Genomic DNA, 18,554 nt, shown 5'->3' on the forward strand with positions numbered 1-18,554 from the left:
TGCAAATCGCGGCTCGACTGTAGACGGTGAACCGAGCCTCTCAAAAGAGCGAATACAGCATATCGGACTCAACCGGCGAGTATGGCGGCATGAACGCAAGTGCGAACGAACTGGCGGCCAGTTTCGATCTGGAGAAGCTGACGCCGGAATTCTACGACGATCCCTACCCGACCTATCGTGCACTGCGGGAGAACGAGCCGGTCAAGCGCCTGCGCAACGGCACCGTGTTCCTGACCCGCTATGACAATCTCGTCACGACCTACAAGAACACAAAATCGTTCAGCTCGGACAAGAAGCGCGAGTTCGCGCCGAAATACGGCGACACCCCGCTCTACGAGCACCACACCACGAGCCTCGTCTTCAACGACCCGCCGGCCCATACGCGCGTGCGGCGCCTGATCATGGGCGCGCTGTCGCCGCGCGCGATCGCGGGGATGGAGCCTGATATCGTCAAGCTGGTCGACGGCCTGCTCGACGCCATCGCCGCCAAAGGTGATTGCGAGCTGATCGAGGATTTCGCCGCCTCGATCCCCATCGAGGTGATCGGCAATCTGCTCGACGTGCCCCATGACGAGCGCGCGCCGCTGCGCGACTGGTCGCTGGCGATTCTGGGCGCCCTCGAACCGGTGGTGTCGCCTGAAGTCGCCGCCCGCGGCAACAGGGCCGTGACGGATTTTCTCGCCTATCTCGAAACGCTGGTCGCACGCCGACGAGCGAAGCCCGGCAACCCCGAGCGCGACGTGCTGACACGGCTGATCCAGGGAGAAGGCAACGGCGAGCGGCTGACCGAGAAGGAGTTGCTGCACAACTGCATCTTCCTGCTCAATGCCGGCCACGAGACCACCACCAACCTGATCGGCAACGGCCTCGTGGCGCTCGACCGGAACCCGGATCAGAAGCGGCGGCTGATCGACAACCCCGAGCTGATCAAGACTGCGGTCGAAGAGATGCTGCGCTACGAGAGCTCGAACCAGCTCGGCAACCGCATGACCACGGAGCGGGTCGAACTCGGCGGCGTCACGCTCGATGCCGGCACGTCGATCACGCTGTGCATCGGCGCTGCCAACCGCGATCCCGCGCAGTTTCCGGACCCGGAGAGATTCGACATCGCGCGCACGCCGAACCGGCATCTCGCCTTCGCCACGGGCGCGCATCAATGCGCCGGCATGGCGCTGGCCCGACTGGAAGGAGCCATCGCGGTCTCACGCTTTTTGGCGCGCTTCCCGAACTACGCCGTGAGCGGACAGCCGGTCAGGGGGGGACGGGTGCGCTTCCGCGGCTTTTTGAGCGTGCCTTGCGCGATCGGCTGAGGCCTCAAACAAAAAAACGCGAAAACAACCCCATGCACAGTAGAGGGTTACCGGCGCGCGATGCGCCGGTGATCCCGCGCAACCATTTGACATCTCAGGCCATCGGCGCCGCTGGGCGCAACAAATTCCGGAACGCCTAAACCACCGTCTTGTGCCGCGCGATGCAGGTTTGCAGCACCTCATCCATCGGTTTGCTCCACCAGTCGTTGGAGAAGATTTCGATCTCCGAATAGCCGGCAAAGCCCTGCGCCTCGACCGCTGCGCGCACCGATTTGATATCGATCACGCCATCGCCCATCATGCCGCGGTCGTTGAGAATGTCCCTGGTCGGCACCAGCCAGTCGCAGACATGGAAGGCGAGCAGGCGATCCTGGCCGGCGCGCGCGATCTGCCCCATCAGCTCCGGATCCCACCAGATGTGATAGACGTCGAGTGCGACGCCGAGCATGCCGCTGCGATCAGGATCGAGCCGGTCGCAGATGTCGAGTGCCTGCTTCGTGGTGTTGACGCAAGCACGGTCCGCCGCATAGGCCGGATGCAGCGGCTCGATCGCCAGCGGCAGCCTGGCCTGTTTGGCATAATCGAGCATATCAGCGAGCGCTTCCTCGACCTGCGTCCGCGCGCCCGCGATGTCCTTTGACGCCTCGCTGCCCGGCCGCGAATATTGCGGCAGGCCACCGACGACGAGCACAATGCAGGGCGCGCCAAGCGCCTTGGCTTCGTCGACACAGCGCCGGTTGTCGTCGCGCACCTCGCCGCGACGCGACGTATCGGAGGTGAACATGCCACCGCGGCAATAGCCCGACAGGTCGAGACCGGCATCGCGCACCGCGCGCGCGGCACGATCGAGGCCGACGGCTGCGACCTGGTCGCGCCATGGGTCGATGGCACGGATGCCATGCCTGGCACAGGCGTCGATGATTTCGACGAGGTCACCCTTCTTGCGGATCGTTGCCGTGTTGAGCGACAGCCAGCGATGATCGGACGAGAAATCACGCATCAGGATTCGATTCCGTGCGTTGAGAGCACCGCCTTCATCCGCCGCGTCGCCAGCTCCGGATTGGCGAGCAGCCCGGCCTTGTCGGCCAGCCGGAACAGCTCGGCCAGATGCAGCATCGAGCGCGTGCTCTCCTGCCCGCCGACCATGGTGAAATGGTCCTGGTGGCCGTTGAGATAGGCCATGAACACAACGCCTGTCTTATAGAACCGCGTGGGCGCCTTGAAGATGTGCCGCGACAGCGGCACCGTCGGCCCCAGTACGTCGTGGAAGCCAGCTTCGTCACCCGCTGCCAGCTGCGATAAGGCGTAGGACGCCGCCGGCGCGATCGCATCGAAGATCCCGAGCAGCGCGTGCGAAAAGCCCTGTTCGTCGCCGGCAATCAGCTCCGCATAATTAAAATCGTCGCCGGTGTACATCTTGATGCGCTTGTCGAGACGACGGCGCATGTCGATCTCGCGCTGCTTGTCGAGCAGCGAAACCTTGACACCGTCCACCTTGGCGGCGTTGCCGTTGATGATGGCGACCGCAATATCCATTGCCTTGTCGAGATCGTTGGTGCCCCAATATCCCGTCAGCGCCGGATCGAACATGTCGCCGAGCCAATGGATGATCACGGGCTCGCGAACTTGCGACAGCACGCGGTCGTAGACCTTTGCGTAATCGTCGGCGTTACGGCCCAGCTTCGCCAGCGCGCGCGACGCCATCAAAATGACCCGGCCGCCGACCTTCTCGACCGCCGATATCTGTTCCTCATAGGCGCGGATCACGTCGTCGAGATTCCTGGCGTCCTCGACCGCGAGATGGTCCGTGCCCGCTCCGGAAAACACCAGCGCGTTGCGTCGCTTGGCGGCGGCGACCGAGCGCGTGATCAGCTCCAGCGAGGTCGGCCAATCCAGCCCCATGCCGCGTTGCGCGGTGTCCATGGCTTCCGCAACGCCAAGCCCAAGGTCCCAGACGTGCTCGCGGAAGGCGATGGTCTTGTCCCAGTCGACGGCAGCGGACAGCCACGGGTCGTTGTCGGCGAAGGGATCGGTCACGGTGTGAACGGCCGAGAACGCGATGCGGTTCAGCGGGCCCTCGAGCTTCGCAGGAAAGGTGCGCGATGCAGCAAGCCGGTAGGTCTCGATCGAGCGATCGGCCTTCGGCAATTTGAGCGACAACGACGACGTTGATGGGACGGGCTTGGGCTGGACGGGCTTGTTCATGATTTCAGACCTCTCCCCGTCATTGCGAGGAGCGAAGCGACGAAGCAATCCAGACTCTCGCCGCGGAGGCATTCTGGATTGCTTCGCTTCGCTCGCAATGACGGCTCAATAACATCGACACTTATCCAATAGACCTCAGACCTTGATCGGGGCGACGTCGATCCAGCGCCGCTCCTTCCAGCTCTTCAGCGCGCATTCGGCGAGCTGCACGCCCTTGACGCCTTCGAGCAGCGTGAACTTGTAGGGCGCATCCTCGTAGACGTGCCGGATGAACATCTCCCACTGCTCTTTGAAGCCGTTGTCGTAGCTGACGTTGTCAGGCAGCTTCTGCCAGTCGCCGTAGAAATCGTGCAGCCGCTTCTCGTCGGGATTCCACACCGGCCGGGGCGTCGCCTGCCGCGCCTGGATCATGCAGTCGGAGAGGCCGGCGACGGCCGAGCCGAGCGTGCCGTCGACCTGGAAGGTGACGAGATCGTCGCGATAAACGCGCGTCACCCAGGACATGTTGATGTGAGCGATGGCGCCGCCCTTGAGCTGGAACGTGGCATAGGCGGAGTCGTCGGCCGTCGCCTTGTACTTCTTGCCCTGCTCGTCGAAACGCTCGGGAATGTCGGTGTTGCCGATGCAGCTCACGCTCTCGACTTCGCCAAAGAGATTGTCGAGCACGTAGCGCCAGTGGCAAACCATGTCGAGGATGATGCCGCCGCCGTCCTCGTCGCGGTAATTCCATGACGGCCGCTGCGCCTCCTGCCAGCCGCCTTCGAACACCCAATAGCCGAACTCGCCGCGCACCGAGAGGATCCGGCCGAAGAAGCCGGAGTCGCGCAGGAAGGCGATCTTCTTCAGGCCGGGCAGGAACAGCTTGTCCTGCACCGTGCCGTGCTTGACGCCCTTGGCGTTAGCGAGCTTGACGACCTCGAGCGCCTCCTCGAAATTGGTCGCGATCGGCTTCTCGCAATAGACGTGCTTGCCGGCATTGATGGCCTGGGTCAGCAGCCCGGGGCGCGCCTGCGTGGTCGCGGCGTCGAAGAACATGGTGTCGTTCTTGTCGGCGAGCGTGGCATCGAGATCGGTGGTCCAGCGCGTGATGTTGTAGCGCTTGGCGAGCCCCTCCACCTTCTCGGCACTGCGGCCGACCAGGATCGGATCGGGCATCACGCGGTCGCCGTTCTTCAAGCGGACGCCGCCCTGCTCCCGGATCGCGACGATCGAGCGGATCAGATGCTGGTTGAGGCCCATGCGGCCCGTAACGCCGTTCATGATGAGGCCGAGGCGTTGGGTGGTCATGCCGATTGCTCCTGAAGTGATTTAGGCTGTTCGAGCGAGCGCAGCGCCGACCAGTCCGGATGGACCGACGTCGCAAAGCCCGTTGCATTGAACGATCCCGTGAGGAGATCGCCGTGGTGAATGGAGAGGCGGATGCCCTGCCCGGCATCCGCGTAGAGATCGGGATGCGCGGCGGCGAAAGCCCGGGCTTCCGCGGCTGGCGTATCGCCAAAGCCATCGACATAGTGATGGCCGTTGCGCTCCGCGTGGGTAATGCCGAGAAAGGCGCCAAGCGCGAGATCCTGCTGCACGGCAAGCCCCGCCTGGCAGGTCAGGTCCTCGCCGGTCACGAAGAATCTTTCGCCGCCCGCGCTCCATTTCGCCGCGCGCGTCGCGTTGACGATGGATTTGTAAAGCCCTTTGCAGGATTTCGAGGAGATGCCGTGATAGCCAAGCGCCCGTGCCGCAGGAAACGCGTCGTAGGAATCGTCGGCTTCGTCGATGATAAAGCCGCGCGCAGCGAGCGAGCCGAGCGGCGACTGTCTCGTGACATCGCGCGGCATCGGCTGCTCGACATAGAGCAGCCTGGATGAAATCGATCGCAGCGCGGTATCGTGGTCGAGCCGGTCGATCAGTTCCTGCAACGCCGCGAGATCGGCATATTGCTCGTTGGCATCAAGCGTTACCTTATAGTCATGCTCCAGCGCATCGAGCTCCTTGCCAATGCGGGCCAGTCGCGCTGCATCGGCGACGGGATCACCCGACAGCTTCAGCTTGAAATATCTTGCACCGGAGTTCTCGCGGGCATCGGCAACTCCGCCCTCGCCTTCGACGGTATCGTCGAGGCCGACGGTATGCCTGATGGCAACCCGCGACAGCGGCTTCCGGCCGGATAGAAAAATCGTGAGATCGGTTTCCTTCAGGTCGGGCGAAAGCCGCGCATCCATGCCGGCAATGTTGCCGGCCATGCCGTCGAAAAAATTGGTCTCGGCGGCGCGGAGCAGCGCGTCGAGGATCGCCTTGTCGATTTCCGCAGGGCCGTAAGCCGCGGCAAGCGCCGGAATGTTCTTTTTCGCACAAGTTGCGACCTGGGCACCGATGCACGAGGCATGCAGATCGAACGCGGTCAGGAACCCGGTCCGCGCGAGATAAAGCCCCCGCGCGATCTCCAGCGAGCGGCGCAAATCATCGACGGTCTGTGCCGGCGACAGCTCCGGCCGCTTGTCGAACCATTTCGGCACCAGCAGTTCGGCGCTCGCACCGACCGCGCTTCCCCTGCCCTCGACCTCGATCTCGACCCGCACATAGAGCTGCGGCGTCGCGTTGATCGTGATCGCGCCGAAGCGGAACGGCCGCGCGAAATGCACGGGTCGTTCGAAGAAGGTGATGTCTCGCAACTTCAGGCGCACCGGCATGGTCCTAGGACGGTCGTCATGCCCGGGTTTGTCCCGGGCATCCACGTTCTCTCTCGCGCGGGGCAAGGCGTGGATGGCCGGGACAAGCCCGGCCATGACGCTCCGGAATTCAGAGCTGATCCCATCGTCCCTAATCCAGCGCCCCTTGGGAAAAGAAATGCTTGCGGATGCGCTGCACCAGCTCGGTGAAAACAGGATCGGCCATCACGTCGAGCGAACGGGGACGCGGCAGCGGCACGTCGTAGATCGCGGCGACCGCGCCGGGTCGCTCGGTCATGACCAGCACGCGATCGGCGAGGAACACGGCCTCGGGGATCGAATGCGTGATCAGCAGAACCGTCTTCCGGGTTTCGCGCTGGATCCGCATCAGCTCGACATTCATGCGCTCGCGCGTCAGCGCATCGAGCGCGCCGAACGGCTCGTCCATGAGCATGATCCTGGGATCATGCACCAGGGCGCGGCAGATCGAGGCGCGCTGCTGCATGCCGCCGGAGAGCTGCCAGGGCAGCTTCTTCTCGAATCCTTCGAGCCCGACCATCTTCAACAGCGCCTTGGCACGGTCGAGATATGTCTGGCGCGGCAGCCGCTTCATGTCGATCGGCAGCATCACGTTGGACAGGATGTTGCGCCATGGCAGCAGCAGCGCGTTCTGGAACACGATGCCGACATTGCCGTGCGGCGCCGTCACCTTCTCGCCCTCGACCAGGATCTCGCCCGTCGTCGGCGGCAGCAATCCCGAGATCAGCTTGAGCAGCGTGGACTTGCCGCAGCCGGATGGGCCGACCACGACGAAGAACTCGCCGTCGTTGATGTGGAAGTCGAGCGGCCGCAACGAAGGCACATCGCCGTCGCGCGTCCGGTAGGTCTTCGACACGCCTGATAGCTTGATGCCCGACGCATCGCCGGCAGCCCGGTCGCTCACCAGTCTCAGATGCGCGGCAGCTTGGCCGGGAGGTATCGCTTCTGCTGCTTTCATTGAATCAAGTCCGCTCGACGATACGAACCGTCATTCCGGGGCGCTCGAAGGGCGAGCCCGGAATCTCGAGATTCCGGGTCTGGTCCTTCGGACCATCCCGGAATGACGGCATTATGTGCTGCTTTCACGAACCGCTCTTCGGCAGATAGTCATTGGTATAGAATGCCTTCGGGTTCTCCTTGGCCTTGGCATCGAGCCCGCCATACTCGACCATCAGATTGACGGAGTCCGTCATGTTCTGGTCGGTGACCTGGAACGGCCGCTTGGTCTTGGTCTCCGCGGTGCGGTAGAGCGGAATGGTCAGCTCAAAACCCTGAGTCAGCGTATCGATCTTGCCGCCTTTGGGGTTGGCATCGAGGATCGATTGCGCCGCGGCCTTCGGCTCCTTCTCGGCGGCCTCGACCGCCTTGGTGGTCGCCGACATGAAGCGGCGGACGAGGTCGGCATTGGCTTTCACATAATCAGTGTTGGCGATGATGCCGGAGGAGACCATGTTGATGCCGTAGTCGGCGAACTTGATCGGGTAGACGTCCTTGCCGGTGGCGTCCTTGATCTTCATCGACTGGTCCATGACGTAGCCGAGCAAGAGATCGGCCTGGCCATTGATGACGGCGTTGAGCTTGGTCTGGCCATCACCGGCAACGGTCTGAAAGTCGCTTTCCTTCAGGCCGGTCTTCTTCAGGAACAGGGGCCAGATCTGGGTCATGGAATCGGCCGGCGTGATCGCCACCGTCTTGCCCTTGATGTCCTCGGGCTTCCTGATGTTCTTGTCGGCGAAACCCATGGCGGACATCGGGCTGGTCTGGAGCAGCACGCCGGTCGCAACCACCGGCGCGCCCTTGATCGCGGCGCGCATCATGGTGGGCACGTCGACATAGCCGAAATCGGCGGTCTTGGCCGCGACGGCCTGCGTGGTCGCCGCAGAGCCGCGGCCTTCCTGGATCTCGAGGTCGATGCCTTCGGCCGCGTAAATGCCCTTGACCTTGCCGTAATAGAACGGCGCGTGCTCGCCATAGACGTACCAATTCAGCATCAGCACGACCTTGTCGGCCGCTTGCGCCGGCATGGCCGCAAACACCATCAACGCTGCCGAGACAGCTCCTATCCACCGCTTCATCGTCACTCTCCCTTGCCGTTGTTGCGTCGGCCGTTTGGCGGCCGTTCGTTGCTTTGGTTGTTGTTAAGAGGCGAAAATCACGTCCTCGCGCTGGCTGACATGCCAGGGAATGACCAGCTTCTCGATCCGGTCCACAATCCAGAACAGGATGACGCCGAGCAGCGCGAGGATCACGAGCGCCGCGAACATTGTCGGCAGGTCGAAGGTTCCGATCGAGCGTTGCATCACATAACCGATGCCGGAATTGGAGCCGACGAACTCGCCGACGACGGCGCCGACCACGGCGAGCGTCACCGACACTTTGAGGCCGGAGAAGATCGCCGGTAGCGCATGCGGCAGGTTCACCGCACAAAACACCTGGAAGCGGCTGCCCTGCATGGCGCGGGCGAGATCGACCATATCTGGATCGACCGACTTGAAGCCCTGCACCGCGGAGACCACCACCGGAAAGAAGCCGAGCAGAAACGCCGAGATCACCTTGGGAATGATGCCGAAGCCGAACCACACCACGAACAGCGGCGCGATCGCAATCTTCGGCACGGATTGCGAGAACACCAGCAGCGGATAGACGTAGCTCTCTACTGTCTTGGAGCCCGCGATCAGCATCGCGATGGGGATACCAAAAAGCGCCGAGAGCGCGAAGCCGCAGACGGTCGCATAGGTCGTCGGCCAGGACTGGCGCAGCAGTTCCGGCCAATCGGTACGCAGCACCGCAATGACATCGCCCGGCGACGGGATCTGGTAGGCGGGAATCTTGAACAGCCGGATCGCGAGATCCCAGGCCACGACGATGAACACCAGGAACAAAAACGGCCGGATCCAGGCCGCGTTCAGCATCTTGGACACCGCACTCTGCGGCTTCAGCTCAGCCACGTCTCACTCCCGGTCGTCTTGTTCGTTGGGCGAGAAATTAACCCGTTGGGTAAATACTGTCCAGCGGTTTTCCTGCGACGTTTTGTGCGGGGGTTCCGCAAAAAGTCGTGTCGTCCCGGCGAAGGCCGGGACCCATACCCGCAGGGCGAAATTGGCGAACGCTGGTTGGCGGGACTGGCACCGCGCACTATCGATAGATAACGCGGTATGGGTCCCGGCCTTCGCCGGGACGACGATGGACTACGCCGTCTGCGCCACCACGGCGCGCGACTTCGGCGCCTTCGTCGCATCTAGCAACGCTGCGGAGCGCCCCGTCAGCGCTGCCAGCACGAGGCCGACCATGTGGTCCAGCCGCTCGTCCTTGGCGTCCTTGGCCAGCAAATCGCGCCCGAAGATCACGCTGAGCGTTGCCGAGTTCGAGAGATAGAAGAAGCACAGTCCCGCGATCGAGATGTAGAGCTGGACAGGATCGACCGCGACCTTGAAGTCGCCGCCGGACACGCCGCGCCGCACCACGGTGCCAATCATCTCGACGAAGGGCGAGTGCATCGACTTTACCTTGGTCGATTTCTTCAGGTGTTTTGCTCGCGCGAGGTTCTCGGTCTGGAGCAGCGACAGGAATTCGGGATTGCGCAGGAAGTAATTCCAGGTGAACTCGATCAGGCGCCTGATCGCTTCGGGCGGGTCGAGGTGCTCGAGATCGAGCCCGCGCTCCTCGCTACGGATCTTGTCATAGGCGCCTTCGAGCACCGCGAGATAGAGCTCATCCTTGTTGCCGACGTGATAATAGAGCATCCGCTTGTTGGCGCCGGCATTGGCCGCAATCCGGTCGACGCGCGCACCGGCAAGCCCGTGCGCCGAGAATTCCTGCTTGGCGGCTTCGAGAATGCGCAGCCGCATCCCCTCGGGATCGCGCTGCCATTTCAAAGTTCGCTTTGCCTTCGCCAAACCGGTTGCTCGCTGGGTGGTCTCAGGATGCCGTGTAACACGCGGGCGGCCCGCCGCATAGTTTCGTCATTGCGAGCCAACGGGTCCGCGCAGAGCGCGGTCCGATGACAGGCTCCGCGAAGCAATCCAGACTGCCACCATGGAGACAGTCTGGATTGCTTCGTCGCAAGAGCTCCTCGCAATGACGAGGGGAGAGACTGAACTTCAATCCACCGGCTTCGGCGAGCGCTCCAGCAGGACCGTCTGGATGCCGCAGGTGCCGGTCCTGACAGTCATGATCCGCGTGCCCGGCTTGCGGCCGTTGCGGACCTCACTGACGTCAAGGCCGGCGGCGATCAGACGCGCGCGCGTGGCGTCGATGTCGGTCACCCGCCAGCTCAGGCCCCAGAGGCGGTCATGCAGGGAATCGCCGCCCGCGACGGGGCGGCGCACCACCTCAACGACGAGATCGCCGCAGCGGAAGAACATCAGCTGGCCCCAATCCTGGTGCGAGCGGTCGAGCGCCAGATCGAGCCCGAGCCGCGCACCATAGAGCGCGGCGGCGCGATCGGAATCCTCGGTGGTGATCACGACGTGGTCGAGTGCATCGATCGGCCCGATATCGGTCGCCGGCGAGAGCGGACGCTCATCAGCGAGTTCGAGGAAGAACATGCGCACGCCGCGCGTGAGCTCCGTGGCGGCGCGCGTCCGCTTCCAGTGCAGGACCGCGCCACTCTCCGCGTCGCTGCTTTCGACCTCGGCAACCGGATCCGGCTTGAGCGCCACCCGCTCCAGCCGCCGGTGCATCCTGCTCATGTCCGCGACACGAAAGCACAGGCTGGCGAGCACGCCTTCCTGGTCGCCGAGCAGCGCGCGCATGCGGTCGGCGGTCACGCTGAAGCCGTTCGGCGCCATCAATTCGATCGTCATGTTCGCAAGAGTGAACAGCACCCGGTCGGCGCCCTCGCCCGAGTTCTGCCAGGCCGGCGCGCGCCCGAGCAGCGTCTGATAGGCCGCCCTGGCCGCACCGATATCCCTGACCAGTGCGACGACGTGATCGAGGCCGGTGATCATGTTTCCCCCTGTTGATGGCCCGGAACCGTGGACCGAGAGACGGCGTTTGTCCGGACTTGGCATTGCCCGGTGATGGTCGTATTCCGGCCGCATGCCGACCTCAAGCGCTTCGAGCGGCGGTTTTGCGAATAATTTCAGCGGTCCCTCGGCGGAACCGGTGTTACAGTAAGCGCGCCGGCCGGGACCACAAAGCGCATCACGGACAAGCAATGCAGGCTCTCTTCATCGGACAGACCTATATCGACGTCGTCTTCATCACCGACCACATGCCGACCGGCGACGAGAAGCACGTGGCCTCCGACTACGCGGTTTCCTTTGGCGGCAATGCGGTGACCGCGGCGTTCTGCTGCGCCAAGCTCGGCATCGTGCCCGATCTCATCGCCACCGCGGCCAATGACTGGCTCGGCCGCATGTTCATGGACATGTGCGCGAAATACGCGATCTCGCTGCATGGACGGAAGGTCAACCAGTCCTCGCTGTCCTTCATCATGCCGAAGGACGGCAAGCGCGCCATCGTCCGCTGCCGCGACGACGACCACATCCATCCGTTCCCGATGCTCAATCTCGGCGGCTGTCGCGCGCTGCATGTCGACGGCCATCAACCCGATGCCGCGATCCACTACGCGAAAGTCTGCCGCGAGGCCGGCATCCTGACCTCGCTCGACGGTGGCGGCCTTCGCACCAACACGCATGAGCTATTGGAATTCATCGACGTCGCCATCGTTGCCGAGCGCCTGTGCGAGCAGATGGATCTGACGCCGGAGAAGATGCTGGATTACCTCAAGAGCCGCGGCTGCAAGATCGGCGGCATCACCATGGGCGAGAAGGGCCTGCTCTGGTACGACGAGACCGGAACGGTGCAGGTGATGCCCGCGATGCCGATTCCGCGCGAGCGGGTGATCGACACCAACGGCGCCGGCGACGTCTTCCACGGCGCTTATGTCTATTCCTATCTTGCTCATCCCGGCAAAAGCTGGCGTGAGCATTTCGATTTTGCCCGCGCGGCCTCGACCTTCAAGATCCAGCGTCTTGGCAACGAAGCCGGCCTGCCGACGCTTGTCGACATCGCCAAGGTCAGGCACGAGTTCGAGGTCAGGGTCTAGCGTTCGCCGAGGTCTCTCATGGGGCGCGTCTTCGTCGCCGGCAGCATCAACATGGATGTGGTGGCGACAGCCGATCGCCATCCGAAGATCGGCGAGACCGTTGCCGGCAAGCAGGTGCTGTATTTCCCGGGCGGCAAGGGCGCCAACCAGGCGGTGGCGGCGTCGCGACTTGGCGCAAGGACCACGCTGATCGGCCGGCTCGGCAAGGATTCGTTCGGCGGTGAGCTGAGGACGTTCCTCGGCGCGCAAGGCATCGATCTCGGCTCCATCCGCGAGACGGCCGAGGCGCACACCGGCACGGCCATCATCACGGTGGCGGAGGCCGACAACACCATCGTCGTCATTCCCGGCAGCAATGCGCTGGTCGGCATCGACGATATCGCGGCCGTTCCGCTGGCGAAGGGCGATGTCGCGGTCAGCCAATTCGAGATCCCGCGGCCGACGATCGCCGCGTTCTTCCGGCGGGCTCGCGACGCGGGAGCCACGACGCTGCTCAATCCGGCCCCGGCGCAAACCATGTCGAGCGAATTGCTCGCGCTGGTCGACATCCTCGTGCTGAACGAGACCGAGCTGGGCCTCCTCGCCGGCGTGGAGTTGTCCGACAGCGACGAGGCTGCGCGGATCCTCGACGTCGCGCGAAAACTTCAGGCGCGCGAGGACCAGACCATCTGTGTGACCCTCGGCAAGCGCGGCGTGCTGGCGCTCGCCGGACGCGAGGAGATTGCGGTGCAAGGCCGCGTGGTGAAGGCGATCGACACCACAGGCGCAGGCGATTGTTTTGTGGGAGCGCTCGCGGCGCAACTTGCCGAAGGCGTCGACTTGCGCGCCGCACTCGCCTTCGCCAATGCCGCCGCCTCGATCTCCGTGCAGCGCATGGGCGCGGGACCGTCGATGCCGACGGCCGGGGAAGTGATCGCCGTCGTCAATGCGAACTGATCACGCCAGCGCGCCCTTCAGGTCAAAACTTTCGTCGGCGGCCTGCTCCGGCGTGATCGAGCGATCCAGGCCGAACAGGCGGCGGCCGAACATGTGGTCGCCGGCGCGGTTGATCGATTCGATGCCAAGCAGACTGTCGCCCTTGTAGCAGAACGCCGAGAACGCCTTCTTGGCCGGATCGCCGCGCAGCACGACGCGGTCGTAGCCGGTGGTGAGGCCCGCGATCTGGAGCTTATCCTCGCCCTGGTCGCTCCAGAACCAGGGATGGCTGTCATAGGCCTTGCGGTCGCCGGTCAGCCGCGCCGCGAGGCAGCGCGCGTGATCGGTGGCATTCTGCACCGATTCCAGCCGCTGCGATCCGCCGAAGCGCGGGCTGTTGAACAGCGCGCAATCGCCAATCGCCGAGATATCAGGATCGGCCGTCGAGAGATATTCGTCGACGATGATACCGGCCGCGACCGGCAGCCCCGCCTCCGCCGCGAGCTCGATGTTCGGCAGCACGCCGACACCGACCACGACGAGATCGGCCGGCAGATGCCTTCCGTCGCTCAGGGAGACGCCGGTGACCTGGCCACCTTCCGTCTCGATGGACGTTGCCTGCACGCCGAGGTGAATGCGGATGCCGGCCTCGCGATGCCGCGCCTGAAAATACTCCGAGACCTCCGCCGTCACCGCGCGCGCCATCACGCGCGGGGCGAGCTCGAGCACGTCCACCTCGAGGCCCTTGATGCGCGCGGTGGACGCAAATTCGAGGCCGATGAAGCCGGCGCCGATCACCACCACCCGCGTCTTCGACGGGATGATCTTTCGCAGCGCCTCGCTCTCGTCGAGGATCCGCAAATACTTCACGTCGGGCAGGTTGGCATTGGGCAGATCGAGCAGCCGGTTGCGCGCGCCGGTCGCCAGCACGAGGTGGCCGTAGGGCAGCGTCCTTCCCGAGGCGAGCAGCACCTTGCGCCCCGCGCGGTCGATCGACACGGCGCGGCCCGCGACCAGCTCGATGGCTTGGTCCTGGTAGAATTTCTCCGGCCGGAACATCAGGCTCTCCGGCCCGGCGGAACCCTTGATGTACGCCTTGGACAAAGGCGGCCGCTGATACGGCAGATGCGCCTCGTCGTTGATCAGGCAGATGGGAGCGGAAAATCCTGCCTGGCGCAGGGAAGCCGCGACCTGGTAGCCGCCATGGCCGGCACCGATAATGACCACCGGACCATCCGTCATCGGACAGCCCATTTCCGCAAGACACGAGCGTCACCCATGTCGTCTCCTCTCGCGCTGATTTTGGCTTGCTTGCCCAGGAGGAGCCGGCGCTCGTGTCCGTCCCTTTGGCGAAGGCGGGCCCATTTGAGCCTATCGTTCCGGCTTGCGCAAGGGCGGCTGGCGGGGATTGTCACCCCTCACCTTCTGCGATTTAGTCGCACGAACGACCTCATGCCGGGGATTTTCCAATGACCGCTCCCGTCTCCCAGCCCGACGATCCCGCTTTGCTGCGGATCGACGGCCCGATCGCGACCATCACGCTGAACCGCCCCGCCGCGTTCAACTCGATCAATCTGGCGATTGCACAAAAGCTCGAACAGCTCGCGGCATACATCGAGGGTGCCGACGACATCCGGGTCGTAGTCCTCGAAGGCGAAGGCCGCGCCTTCTCAGCCGGCGGCGATCTGCAGACGATCGGTGCCGCGGCCGAGGCCAATACGGTGACGCCTGTCGTCGGCGAGCTGTTGAAGCACTATCATGCCTTCATCGAGATCATCCGGCGTATGCCGAAGATCTCGCTGTCCAGCGTACACGGCTCGGCGGCTGGCGCAGGCATGGGTCTCGCCTTCGTCACCGATCTCTGCATCGCTGCGGAGGATGCCAAATTCACACCGGCCTATGCCAAGATCGGCGTGTCGCCGGATGGCGGATCCACGGTCGGCATCGTCAACACGGTCGGCTCCCGCCGTGCGCTCCAGATTTTCCTGGCCGAGGACAATTTCACCGCGCAGCAGGCCCATGAATGGGGCTTGGTTGCGAAGATCGTTCCCGCCGCCGAGCTGAAGGCGGCAACGCGAATTCTCGCCGAGCGGCTGGCGCAGAACCCGATCGCCGCGATTGCCGGCACCAAGTCGCTGGTCTACCAGGCCGCCACGACGCCGGTGAAGCAGCAGCTTGACGCGGAGGAGCACAAGATCATCATGGCGATGAACACGGAGGAGTTTCGCACCGCCGTCAAGAAATTCACCAGCAAGGGCAAGTAGCGTTCCCTCCAGCAGGCTTACTGCGGACAGATGTACCCCGTGCCCGCGGGCGACTTGAAGCAGCCGACCGATTCGGGGAGCACTTGCCGCGGCAGCCACAGCACCACGCTCGGGAAGTAGATCGCAAACGCGATCGTCCCGAGGAACACCAGATAGATCGGCAACGCGGCGCGTAGCGCCTTTGCGAAACTGACGCCGACGAATTTCGAGGCCATCAGCAGCACCAGCCCGTAAGGCGGCGTGATCAGGCCGAAGGCCAGCGTTGCGATCAGCACCACGCCCATATGCACGGCGTTGATGTCACCGGCTTCCGTCAGCGTGTTGACCAGCGGCATGAAGATGATGATGGTCGGCACCGGCTCGATGAAATCGCCGACGATCGTGAACAGCAGCACCATCAACAGCATGATCAGATGCGGATCGTTGCCGGCGAGCGACGTGATGACTTCGGCGATGTAGCTCGCACCGCGCAAATAGGCGAGCATCCAGCCGAACGCATTGGCGGCGCCGATCGTGATCAACGGCAGCGAGAAGATCAGGCCCGCGAGGCAGAAATCGTATGGGATCTTGCTGATGTGCCCGCGGTTGAGCGCGGGAATCACGACGACGACGATCCAGACCACGGCCACGACACCGGCTTCCGTCGGCGTGAACCAGCCGGTCAGAATGCCTCCTAACAGGATCACAGGAATCATCAGCGGTAGCGCCGCATCGCCGGCCGCAAACACCACCTGCCGCAGCGGGGCGCGCGGCTTGCGCAGGCCGGACGGGCCGAAGAAATAGCAGTAGATCATCAATCCGAAGCCGATCATCAGGCCCGGCACGACGCCTGCCATGAACAGGCCGGCGATCGAGACGTTGCCGACGGCGCCATAGACCACAGCGGTGATGCTCGGCGGCACCAGCGCCGCAATCGTCGAGGCGGATGCGATGATGGCGGCGATGAAGGCGGGCTCGTAGCCCTCGCGCTTCATCGGGCCGCCCAGCGCGCGGCTCATCACCGCGACATCGGCAGTGGTCGAACCCGACATTTCCGAGAAGAACATGCTGAAGACGACTACGACCTGCGACAGGCCACCTCTGATGTGGCCAACGAGGGACACCGAGAGATTGGCTATTCGAACCACCACATTGGCCGAGCTCATGAGCTCGCCGACTAGCAGGAAGAACGGGATCGCCAGCAGTGCCTCGGAATCGACGCCGTCAAACACCTTCTGGATGATTGCGGCGAGCGAGACGTCCGACAGCAGCGCGCCGATGAAGACGCCGGCCAATAGCGAGAACGGCACGGGCACGCCGAGATAGCCGAAAGAGAGGAAGCAGACCGTCATCAAGGCCAGAACAATGGGTGCACTCACGGCTGCGCCCTCATCTGTACGTCGCTGATGACAGGAGCCCCATCGTCCTCCTCCAGCGGCTCGGGATGGTCAAAGCCGTTGCGCAGACCGTTGACGAGCTGCTCGATGGTGAAAAGACCGACCAGCACGCCCGACAGCGGAATGATCGCGTAGAGCGAGGCGATCGGCGTGCCCGACGGCAGGCGAAAACTGCCGAAGCCGCGAAGATAGTTCTGATAGCCGTACCAGATCAGGCAGAAGGCGACGCCGAGCACCACGATCCGGATGATGATCTCGACGATCAGACGCGGCGTGCCGTGCATCGCCTCGGAGATCGCGGTGAGATAGAGATGGTCGTTGCGCCGGGTCGCAGCCGCCGTCCCGACGAAGATGGCGTAGACGAACAACGTCGAGGTCACTTCCTGGAGCCACAACCAGGGATGGCCGATGGTGCGGGTGACGATGTCGGCGGTCACCGACAGCGAGAAGCCGAAGCAGAGCACGCCGCAGAGGATCATCAGCGCAAGCTCGAGCCAGTCAAGCCCGCGCCATTTGAGGTGACGTTGGCGCTGCACCAGCAGTTTGTCGGCGATGGTCATTAATGTCGTCCCGGCGAAGGCCGGGACCCATACCCCCAGCTGCGTGTGGTCAAAGCAAGCTGGCGGCTATCCTGCCCCAAGCTTCGCCGCGGCGTATGGGTCCCGGCCTTCGCCGGGACGACTCGTGGAGGCACGGACATTCCCGGGGGGCCTAATTAATCGAGCGGATCAAATCCTTGATCTTCTCGGCGTGCGGGCCGAGCTCCTTGGCGAGGTTGTCGAGATAGGGATCGGCGACCGCCGTGAAGGTCTTCTTGTCGACGTTGTCGACGATCTTCACGCCCATCTTCTTCAACTTCTCTGCCGCGGTGCGTTCGAGGTCGAAGGCCTTCTGCGGCTCCTTGGAGCTGACCTCGTTCCCCGCCGCCTGCACCCAACCTTTCTGCTCGGCCGACAGGCTCTGCCAGAGCTTGTCGGAGATGAACACCAGCGCGTTGTTGGCCTCGTGCTCGGTGATGTTCAGGACCGGCGCGACCTCGTAGTGCTTGTTGACGAGGTAGACGTTGATGCTGTTCTCGGCGACGTCGACGACGCCGGTCTGCAAGCTCGTGTAGACGCTGCCGAACGGCATGTGCACGGTCTGGGCGCCGTAGGCCGGGAACATGGTGTCCTCGGTCGCGGTCGCCTGCACCCTGATCTTCAGGCCCTTGATGTCGCCGACATTGTGGATCTCCTTCTTGGAGTACATGTGGCGCACGCCCTGCGAGCCGGTCGCGATCACATGCAGGCCCTGCGTGGTCTCGTCGATCATGGTCTTGAGCGCCTCGAACACCTTTGGATCGGCCAGACCCTTGACCACGTGGTTCTCGTCGCGGAACAGGAAGTGCAACGACATCACGCCTGCTTGCGGCGAAATCGTCGCGGTGTTCGCCGAGGAGATGATCGCAAATTCGACGTCGCCCGCTTTCACGAGCTGGAGTACCTGCGGCTCCTGTCCGAGCTGCGCGCCCGGATATTGATCGATGATCATGGTGCCTTTGCTCAATTCCTTGAGCTTTTCGGCAAAGAGGTCGCCCGCGATGGAATAGCCGGTGTTGCGCGGCTGGTCGTAGGCAAAGCGATAATGCTTCACCTCCTGCGCCGATGCGCCCGTGACGAACAGGATCGCGGCCGTTGCCGCCAGCCCAAGCATGGATCGTGCAATCATCGTTTCCCCCTGTTTTAACGCCCGCC

General features: G+C 63.7%; 17 protein-coding genes. 4 read left to right on the forward strand and 13 right to left on the reverse strand.

Going from position 1 to position 18,554, the window contains the following annotated elements; genetic code table 11:
- The first annotated feature begins 89 nt into the window (after positions 1–89).
- Positions 90–1,310 carry a cytochrome P450 gene (locus tag AC0L3P_RS09430; protein ID WP_473301691.1) on the forward strand — a complete coding sequence of 407 codons (1,221 nt, stop codon included), beginning with the start codon at positions 90–92 and terminating at the stop codon, positions 1,308–1,310.
- Positions 1,311–1,446: 136 nt separating this feature from the next.
- Here AC0L3P_RS09430 and AC0L3P_RS09435 read toward each other — a convergent pair whose 3' ends face one another.
- The 9 genes from AC0L3P_RS09435 to AC0L3P_RS09475 form a co-directional block, all read right to left on the reverse strand.
- Entirely contained in the window at positions 1,447–2,310 is an 864-nt protein-coding gene (locus AC0L3P_RS09435; RefSeq protein WP_473301692.1) for a sugar phosphate isomerase/epimerase family protein, read from the reverse strand.
- Positions 2,310–3,515, reverse strand: a complete 1,206-nt coding sequence (locus tag AC0L3P_RS09440) for a dihydrodipicolinate synthase family protein (RefSeq protein WP_473301694.1) — start codon at positions 3,513–3,515, stop codon at positions 2,310–2,312. Before AC0L3P_RS09440 ends, AC0L3P_RS09435 begins: the two co-directional genes overlap by 1 nt.
- Positions 3,516–3,650: 135 nt before the next feature.
- On the reverse strand, positions 3,651–4,802 hold the full coding sequence (locus tag AC0L3P_RS09445) for a Gfo/Idh/MocA family protein (RefSeq protein WP_473301696.1): 1,152 nt from the start codon (positions 4,800–4,802) through the stop codon (positions 3,651–3,653).
- A complete protein-coding gene (locus AC0L3P_RS09450; protein ID WP_473301792.1) occupies positions 4,799–6,196 on the reverse strand; it encodes a hypothetical protein in 1,398 nt (465 codons plus the stop codon). Before AC0L3P_RS09450 ends, AC0L3P_RS09445 begins: the two co-directional genes overlap by 4 nt.
- 130 nt (positions 6,197–6,326) lie before the next feature.
- Entirely contained in the window at positions 6,327–7,172 is an 846-nt protein-coding gene (locus AC0L3P_RS09455) for an ABC transporter ATP-binding protein (RefSeq protein WP_473301697.1), read from the reverse strand.
- Between the two features lie 124 nt (positions 7,173–7,296).
- Positions 7,297–8,289 (reverse strand): ABC transporter substrate-binding protein, encoded by a 993-nt coding sequence (locus AC0L3P_RS09460; protein WP_473301698.1) that lies wholly within the window; start codon positions 8,287–8,289, stop codon positions 7,297–7,299.
- Between the two features lie 63 nt (positions 8,290–8,352).
- Positions 8,353–9,162, reverse strand: a complete 810-nt coding sequence (locus tag AC0L3P_RS09465) for an ABC transporter permease (protein ID WP_007593901.1) — start codon at positions 9,160–9,162, stop codon at positions 8,353–8,355.
- Positions 9,163–9,402: 240 nt separating this feature from the next.
- Positions 9,403–10,110, reverse strand: a complete 708-nt coding sequence (locus tag AC0L3P_RS09470) for a TetR family transcriptional regulator (protein WP_473301699.1) — start codon at positions 10,108–10,110, stop codon at positions 9,403–9,405.
- 204 nt (positions 10,111–10,314) lie between these two features.
- Positions 10,315–11,163, reverse strand: a complete 849-nt coding sequence (locus AC0L3P_RS09475; protein WP_473301700.1) for a VOC family protein — start codon at positions 11,161–11,163, stop codon at positions 10,315–10,317.
- Between the two features lie 209 nt (positions 11,164–11,372).
- On the opposite strand from AC0L3P_RS09475, the gene AC0L3P_RS09480 reads away from it, so the two are divergent.
- A complete protein-coding gene (locus AC0L3P_RS09480) occupies positions 11,373–12,266 on the forward strand; it encodes a sugar kinase (protein ID WP_007593904.1) in 894 nt (297 codons plus the stop codon).
- A gap of 18 nt (positions 12,267–12,284) precedes the next feature.
- The gene (locus tag AC0L3P_RS09485) at positions 12,285–13,202 is read left to right on the forward strand and encodes a ribokinase (RefSeq protein ID WP_473301701.1); all 918 of its coding nucleotides are present in this window, start codon (positions 12,285–12,287) and stop codon (positions 13,200–13,202) included.
- Here the strand turns inward: AC0L3P_RS09485 and AC0L3P_RS09490 are convergent, their stop codons facing one another.
- Entirely contained in the window at positions 13,203–14,423 is a 1,221-nt protein-coding gene (locus AC0L3P_RS09490; protein ID WP_473301702.1) for an NAD(P)/FAD-dependent oxidoreductase, read from the reverse strand.
- A 227-nt stretch (positions 14,424–14,650) separates the two neighbouring features.
- Here AC0L3P_RS09490 and AC0L3P_RS09495 point away from each other — a divergent pair, with 227 nt between their 5' ends.
- Entirely contained in the window at positions 14,651–15,445 is a 795-nt protein-coding gene (locus tag AC0L3P_RS09495) for an enoyl-CoA hydratase/isomerase family protein (protein WP_473301703.1), read from the forward strand.
- Positions 15,446–15,462: 17 nt separating this feature from the next.
- Here the strand turns inward: AC0L3P_RS09495 and AC0L3P_RS09500 are convergent, their stop codons facing one another.
- From AC0L3P_RS09500 to AC0L3P_RS09510, 3 genes are all read right to left on the reverse strand, one after another.
- Positions 15,463–16,803: a TRAP transporter large permease gene (locus AC0L3P_RS09500; protein ID WP_354207159.1), complete on the reverse strand. Its 1,341-nt coding sequence runs from the start codon at positions 16,801–16,803 to the stop codon at positions 15,463–15,465.
- The gene (locus AC0L3P_RS09505) at positions 16,800–17,381 is read right to left on the reverse strand and encodes a TRAP transporter small permease (RefSeq protein WP_354056565.1); all 582 of its coding nucleotides are present in this window, start codon (positions 17,379–17,381) and stop codon (positions 16,800–16,802) included. The genes AC0L3P_RS09500 and AC0L3P_RS09505 overlap by 4 nt, the downstream gene beginning before the upstream one ends.
- Positions 17,382–17,532: 151 nt before the next feature.
- Positions 17,533–18,528, reverse strand: a complete 996-nt coding sequence (locus tag AC0L3P_RS09510; RefSeq protein ID WP_473301705.1) for a TRAP transporter substrate-binding protein — start codon at positions 18,526–18,528, stop codon at positions 17,533–17,535.
- Between the last annotated feature and the right edge of the window lie 26 nt (positions 18,529–18,554).

This window comes from Bradyrhizobium sp. WSM4874 (assembly GCF_055811835.1).